Below are 5236 nucleotides of genomic sequence, written 5' to 3' on the forward strand. Positions count from 1 at the left end.
GATCGTCGAGCGGCCGACGGTGTGGGGCATCCCTTATTCGATCCGGTTCCCGGCGCGCATGACGCGCGTCTCGCCGACGCTTCTCATCGGTGACGTGCGCGCGGCGCCGGGGTGCACGCTCACCACGACGACGTCCGCGACGCCGACCGAGGCGGGCACGCTCGTGAGCGAGGTCACCGAGGTGACCGCTCCGGCACCGCTCGTCGGCTACATGACCCGTCACGCTCGGCTCGCGCACACGCGCACCTACGGGCTGCTGGCGGGTGAGCTGAACAGGCTGGATGCCGCGGCCTCCGCGCCCGAGGAGGGAGCGGCGTGACCGACACGGTGCAGCTGTCGAACGACGAGGCGCGGCGCATCGCCGTGCGTGCGGCGCTGCTCGACGCGGAGCGTCCGGGCGACGTCGTCGAGGTCGCCGAGCAGCTGGCGATCATCAAGATCGACCCGACGAGCGTGATCTCCACGTGCGAGAACACCATGATGTGGTCGCGCATCGGCTGGTCGTACGAGTCGGGTCAGCTGCAGAAGGCGGTCGAGATCGACCGGCTGCTGTTCGAGTACGACGGCACGTTCCGCCCGGTGAGCCTGCTGCCGCTCATGCTGCCGCGCATGCGGGCGATGCCGCTGCGGGACCGCACCAAGGAGTGGTTGGCCGCCAACCCGACGTTCAAGCACGAGGTGCTCGCGCGGCTGCGAGGCGAGGGGCCGCTGAAGGCGAGCGAGATCCCCGACACCGCGCAGGTCGCCCGCCACAGCGACAGCGGGTGGTACGGGCCGAACCAGGTGCCGCACATGCTCGAGTTCCTGATGCGCACGGGCGAGGTCGCCGTCGTACGGCGCGAGGGACGCACGAAGGTGTGGGATCTCGCCGAGCGGGTGTTCCCGTCTGACCTGCCGCAGTACGGCGAAGAGGAGGCGGCGCGCCTTTACGAAGGGCGACGCCTGCAGGCCGCGGGGCTCGCCAAGCAGAAGTCGCCCTGGAGCGGAGCCGGTACCGCGGGGCTCGCGGCGACGGTCGAGGGCTCGTCGTGGAGATGGCGGGTCGACCCGACCGCGCTCGCCGCGCTCGACGAGGACGCCGGCGGACGGGTGGCGATTCTGAACCCGTACGACACGACGCTGTTCGACCGGCCCCGGCTGCGGGAGCTCTTCGACTTCGACTTCGTGCTCGAGCAGTTCAAGCCGAAGGACCAGCGCGTCTACGGCTTCTTCGCGCATCCGATCCTTGTGGGCGACCGGTTCATCGGCTTGCTCGACGCGCAGATCGATCGCAGCGAGAACGTGCTGCGGGTGAATGCGCTGCACGAGCTGGTGCCGTTCGACGAGGATGAGACCGAGATGGTGAGGGCCGAGCTGTTCGATCTCGGCGAGTGGCTCGGGATGCCGGTGGTCGGCCTGCGCTGAGCGCTCGGGCTGTTGTCAAGCACCGCGGTCGGCGCCGGGGTGTGTGCCAGCATGGGGGGCCGGAGGTGATCCCCGTGGATGACGACACGGCAACCGCACCGCTGGTCCCGGATCTCGGAGTCGCCCTCAGTGGGCGATATGTGCTCGAGGACGTGATCGGCAGTGGCGGCTACGCGAGGGTGTGGCGCGCGAACGACGCACAGCTCGGGCGCACCGTAGCCGTGAAGGTGTTCACCCTGGACGGCACTGATCGCTCCGAGCGAAGCCGCATGGCGAGCGAGACGCGGCTCCTGGCTTCACTCGCGCACCCCAACCTGGTCACTCTGTACGACGCTCAGATCGACGCCGAGCCTCCCTACTTAGTGATGGAGTTCATCGACGGCCCAAATCTGCGTGACACCCTCGTTCGCACGGGAGCCTTCTCGCCGGCCCGCACGGCGGACGTGGCCGCGCAGCTCGCAGGTGCGCTCGCCGTCATTCACCGGCGAGGCATCGTCCACCGCGACATCAAGCCGGCCAACGTCTTGCTGAGGCCCGCTCACACCCCGGGGCATCCGCCGCTCGCAACTCTCGCCGACTTCGGCATCGCCTCTCTCATCGACACCACACGCGTCACCGCGACCGGAACCCTCGTCGGAACGGCGGCCTACCTCAGTCCAGAGCAGGTGAAGGGCGCCAAGCCTGCGACGCCGGCGGATGTCTACTCTCTCGGTCTGCTCCTGCTCGAGGTGCTGACCGGCGCGCCAGCGTTCGCCGGGGCGACACCGCACGAAGCGCTCGCCATCCGACTGACGCGCTCCCCGGAGATCCCGGCGGGCATCGCCGACGGCTGGCGCACATTGCTCGAAGCGATGCTGCAGATCGAGCCCGAGGCGCGGCCCACGGCGGCCCACGTGGCCGACGCCGCGCTCGCCTTGATGCGTGGCGACGATCTCTCTGGTGCCACCGCGGTGTGGTCCGCGGTGAGCGGGCCGGTTACAGTGCGACCCGATGGCGAGCCTGCGTCTGCGGCAACTGACGACGCACCGCAGAACCTCACCGCGCTGCCTACGGGTGCGCCGACACGTCCCGACCTGCCGCCCGAGCCGTCGGCGGAGGCCTCGGCGCCAGGTCAACGGCGCCGAGCCGAGGCGCCTCGCCGGCGAACCTTCCGCTGGGTGGTACCCGCGGTCGTTGCACTGATCGTGGTGATCGGGGTCGTGGTTGTCGCGATCGGTTTCGCCTCTGCGGGCCCGCACCCGACGGTTCAGCCGACCATGCCCGCGGTGCCCGGCGACCTCGGCTCTCACCTGCAGCAACTGTGGACGCAGGTCGGCGGATGAGGCGGACCACCCGTGCCGTGATCATGACGATCGCAGCGCTCGCCCTCGCCGGGTGCGCGAGTCCCTCGCCGTCCCCGGCTGCCGCGCTGCAGGCGCTCGTCGCGGATGCCGCCGACCAGGCGCAGAGCGGCGACTACGCGGGCGCAACCGCGACGATCGATGACCTCGAGAACCAGGTTGCCGCGGACCGATCGAGCGGCAGGTTGTCGACCGACCGCGCCGATGCGATCGACGCGACGATCGCGCTGGTGCGCGCCGACATCGCGGCGTTGACGGCTCCCGCGAGTCCGACTCCCCGTCCCACCTCCACGACCGTGTCGACCGGCGGCTCCGGCAATCACGGTGACAACGGCAGCAGTGGGAACAACGGGAACGGCAAGGGGAAGGGCAAGGGCGGCGGCTGACCTCAGTCGCCCCGGGGGTCGCCCGGTTCGCCGCCGAAGGCGTCCTCGATGTCGATGGGCGGCGCGGTGACGACGGGCTCCACGTCGAGGGTCAGATCGAGGATGCCGCGCAGCAGCCCGCCCATCGTGGTCGAGCGCAGCAGCGTGTAGCGGTCGAACTCGCCGAGCGGTGCGATCGCGGCCAGCTGCCAGGCGGACTCGACCGGGTCGTCGGACAGCTCGGTGTCGGCGTCCCACTGCAGATCGCGGAACTCCGCCGCGCGGGTGAGCACGCGCCGCACGGTGCGCTCGGCCTCGGCGCGCAGCGGCGCGAGCGCCTCGTCCCACGTGAGCCGGGGAAGGGGTGACGCATCCGCCTGCGGGTACGGGTCGTCGTCGAGCCAGCGGTCGACGACGACGCGCTCGCCGCCAACGGCGATGACGTGCAGGGCATCGGTGCCGCTCGGGTCGACCTTCACGATGCGTGCCATCGTGGCGATGCCCTCGCGCTCCTCGCCGCCGCCGGCCTCCCGGCCGCGCGCGATCAGCACGACGCCGAACTGCGGCTCCTCGTCGTCGAGGAGGCGACCGAGCATCGTGAGGTAGCGGGGCTCGAAGATGCGCAGCAGTAGCGGCGTGTGCGGGAACAGCACGGTCCCGAGGGGGAACATCGCCGCGGCATCCATGGCCTCAGTCAACCAGCGGGACGGATGCCGCGGGCCGCCGCGGGCGGATTCGCAGACAGCCGATCACCCCCTTCCTCTTCGACACATCTCGATATATCGTTAACCATCGTTCGATAGTCGAGTGGGCCTGGAGGGCATCATGAGCGGTGGATTCGGTGGCGGCTTCGGCGGGTTCGGCGGCGGACCCCGGGGGTTCGGCGGACGCGGCCCGGGCGGCAACGTGTGGGAGCAGTTCGAGCAGTTGCGCGGTGCCTTCGACAAGCGTGTCGGCATGCGCATGGGTCGCGGCGATGTGCGCGCCGCGGTGTTGGCGCTCCTCGCCGAGCAGCCCATGCACGGCTACCAGATCATCAGCGAGATCGCCGAGCGGTCCGGCGGGGCATGGAAGCCGAGCGCCGGCTCGGTCTACCCGACGCTGCAGCTCCTCGCCGACGAGGGCCTCATCAGCGCCGAGGAGTCGAACGGTCGCAAGACCTATTCCCTCACCGACGCGGGCCGCGAGGCTGCCGAGGAGGCGTCCGAGAAGTCCGCTCCCTGGGAGGCGCCGAGCATCAAGGACGCCTCGGGTTTCGGCGCGCTGCCCAAGGCCGCGGTCGAGCTGGCGCAGGCGGCCGCGCAGGTCGCCCGCAGCGGCACGAAGGAGCAGGCGGAGGAGGCTGCCGCGGTGCTCGATGAGGCGCGGCGTAAGCTCTACTCGATCCTCGCCCAGGCCTGACCGGCGTGCCGCCGGCCCGTCGGCGTCAAGGAGAATCAATGCCTGACGTCGCAGACACGCGCGCCCGTTACCGCCGCATCCTCTGGTTCGCGGCGCGCCAGCTCGCACGCACGTGGTGGTTCGAGCTCTTCCTCCCGCGCGTCGGTCTCGAGCGTCTCGCCGCGCGCGGACGAGCAGAGCGGATGCGCCGCTTCGCGCGTCGCTTCCACGACCTCGCCGTCGACCTCGGCGGGCTCGTGATCAAGGTCGGACAGTTCATGTCGTCACGCCTCGACGTGCTGCCGCCCGAGATCACGAAGGAGCTCGAGGGACTGCAGGACGAGGTGCCGGCGGTGCCGTTCGTCGACATCCGTGCCCTCGCCGAGGCGGAGCTCGGGGTGCCGCTCGACGCCGCGTTCGCGTGGGTCGACGAGGTGCCGGTGGCCGCGGCATCCCTGGGACAGGCGCACCGTGCCCGTCTCGCGGGCGCCGTCGCCGACGACATCGGTCTCACCGACGTCGTCGTGAAGGTGCAGCGCCCCGGTATCGACCGCATCGTCGACGTCGATCTCGCCGCGCTGCGGCGGGTGGGCCGCTGGCTCAGCCATGTGCGAATCGTCTCGGATCGCGTCGACATGCCCCACCTCGTCGAGGAGTTCGCGGCGACGAGCCTCGAGGAGATCGACTACCTGCACGAGGCGGCCAGCGCCGAACGCTTCGCCGAGAACTTCGCCGACGACCCCCGGG

Annotated in this window: 6 protein-coding genes; 5 read left to right on the forward strand and 1 reads right to left on the reverse strand. The window is 70.7% G+C overall.

Annotated features, from left to right (window positions below; genetic code table 11):
* The first annotated feature begins 315 nt into the window (after positions 1 to 315).
* The 3 genes from ASG00_RS12570 to ASG00_RS12580 all read left to right on the forward strand — a co-directional run bounded on the left by ASG00_RS12570 (position 316) and on the right by ASG00_RS12580 (position 3130).
* Positions 316 to 1404, forward strand: coding sequence for a DNA glycosylase AlkZ-like family protein (locus ASG00_RS12570; protein ID WP_235557431.1), 1089 nt, complete (start codon positions 316 to 318; stop codon positions 1402 to 1404).
* 74 nt (positions 1405 to 1478) lie between these two features.
* A complete protein-coding gene (locus ASG00_RS12575; RefSeq protein WP_056210019.1) occupies positions 1479 to 2726 on the forward strand; it encodes a serine/threonine-protein kinase in 1248 nt (415 codons plus the stop codon).
* Entirely contained in the window at positions 2723 to 3130 is a 408-nt protein-coding gene (locus ASG00_RS12580) for a hypothetical protein (RefSeq protein ID WP_156454761.1), read from the forward strand. Before ASG00_RS12575 ends, ASG00_RS12580 begins: the two co-directional genes overlap by 4 nt.
* Positions 3131 to 3132: 2 nt before the next feature.
* On the opposite strand, the gene ASG00_RS12585 is transcribed toward ASG00_RS12580, so the two are convergent.
* Positions 3133 to 3795 (reverse strand): LON peptidase substrate-binding domain-containing protein, encoded by a 663-nt coding sequence (locus tag ASG00_RS12585; RefSeq protein WP_056210024.1) that lies wholly within the window; start codon positions 3793 to 3795, stop codon positions 3133 to 3135.
* A 139-nt stretch (positions 3796 to 3934) separates the two neighbouring features.
* On the opposite strand from ASG00_RS12585, the gene ASG00_RS12590 reads away from it, so the two are divergent.
* Together ASG00_RS12590 and ASG00_RS18535 are read left to right on the forward strand one after the other, a co-directional pair.
* On the forward strand, positions 3935 to 4510 hold the full coding sequence (locus ASG00_RS12590) for a PadR family transcriptional regulator (protein WP_056210066.1): 576 nt from the start codon (positions 3935 to 3937) through the stop codon (positions 4508 to 4510).
* Positions 4511 to 4548: 38 nt separating this feature from the next.
* Positions 4549 to 5236: ABC1 kinase family protein (locus tag ASG00_RS18535; RefSeq protein WP_235559582.1), on the forward strand; the 688-nt coding region annotated here is incomplete at its 3' end.

It is taken from the genome of Microbacterium sp. Leaf351, from assembly GCF_001423825.1.
Classification (GTDB): Bacteria; Actinomycetota; Actinomycetes; order Actinomycetales; family Microbacteriaceae; genus Microbacterium; species Microbacterium ginsengisoli.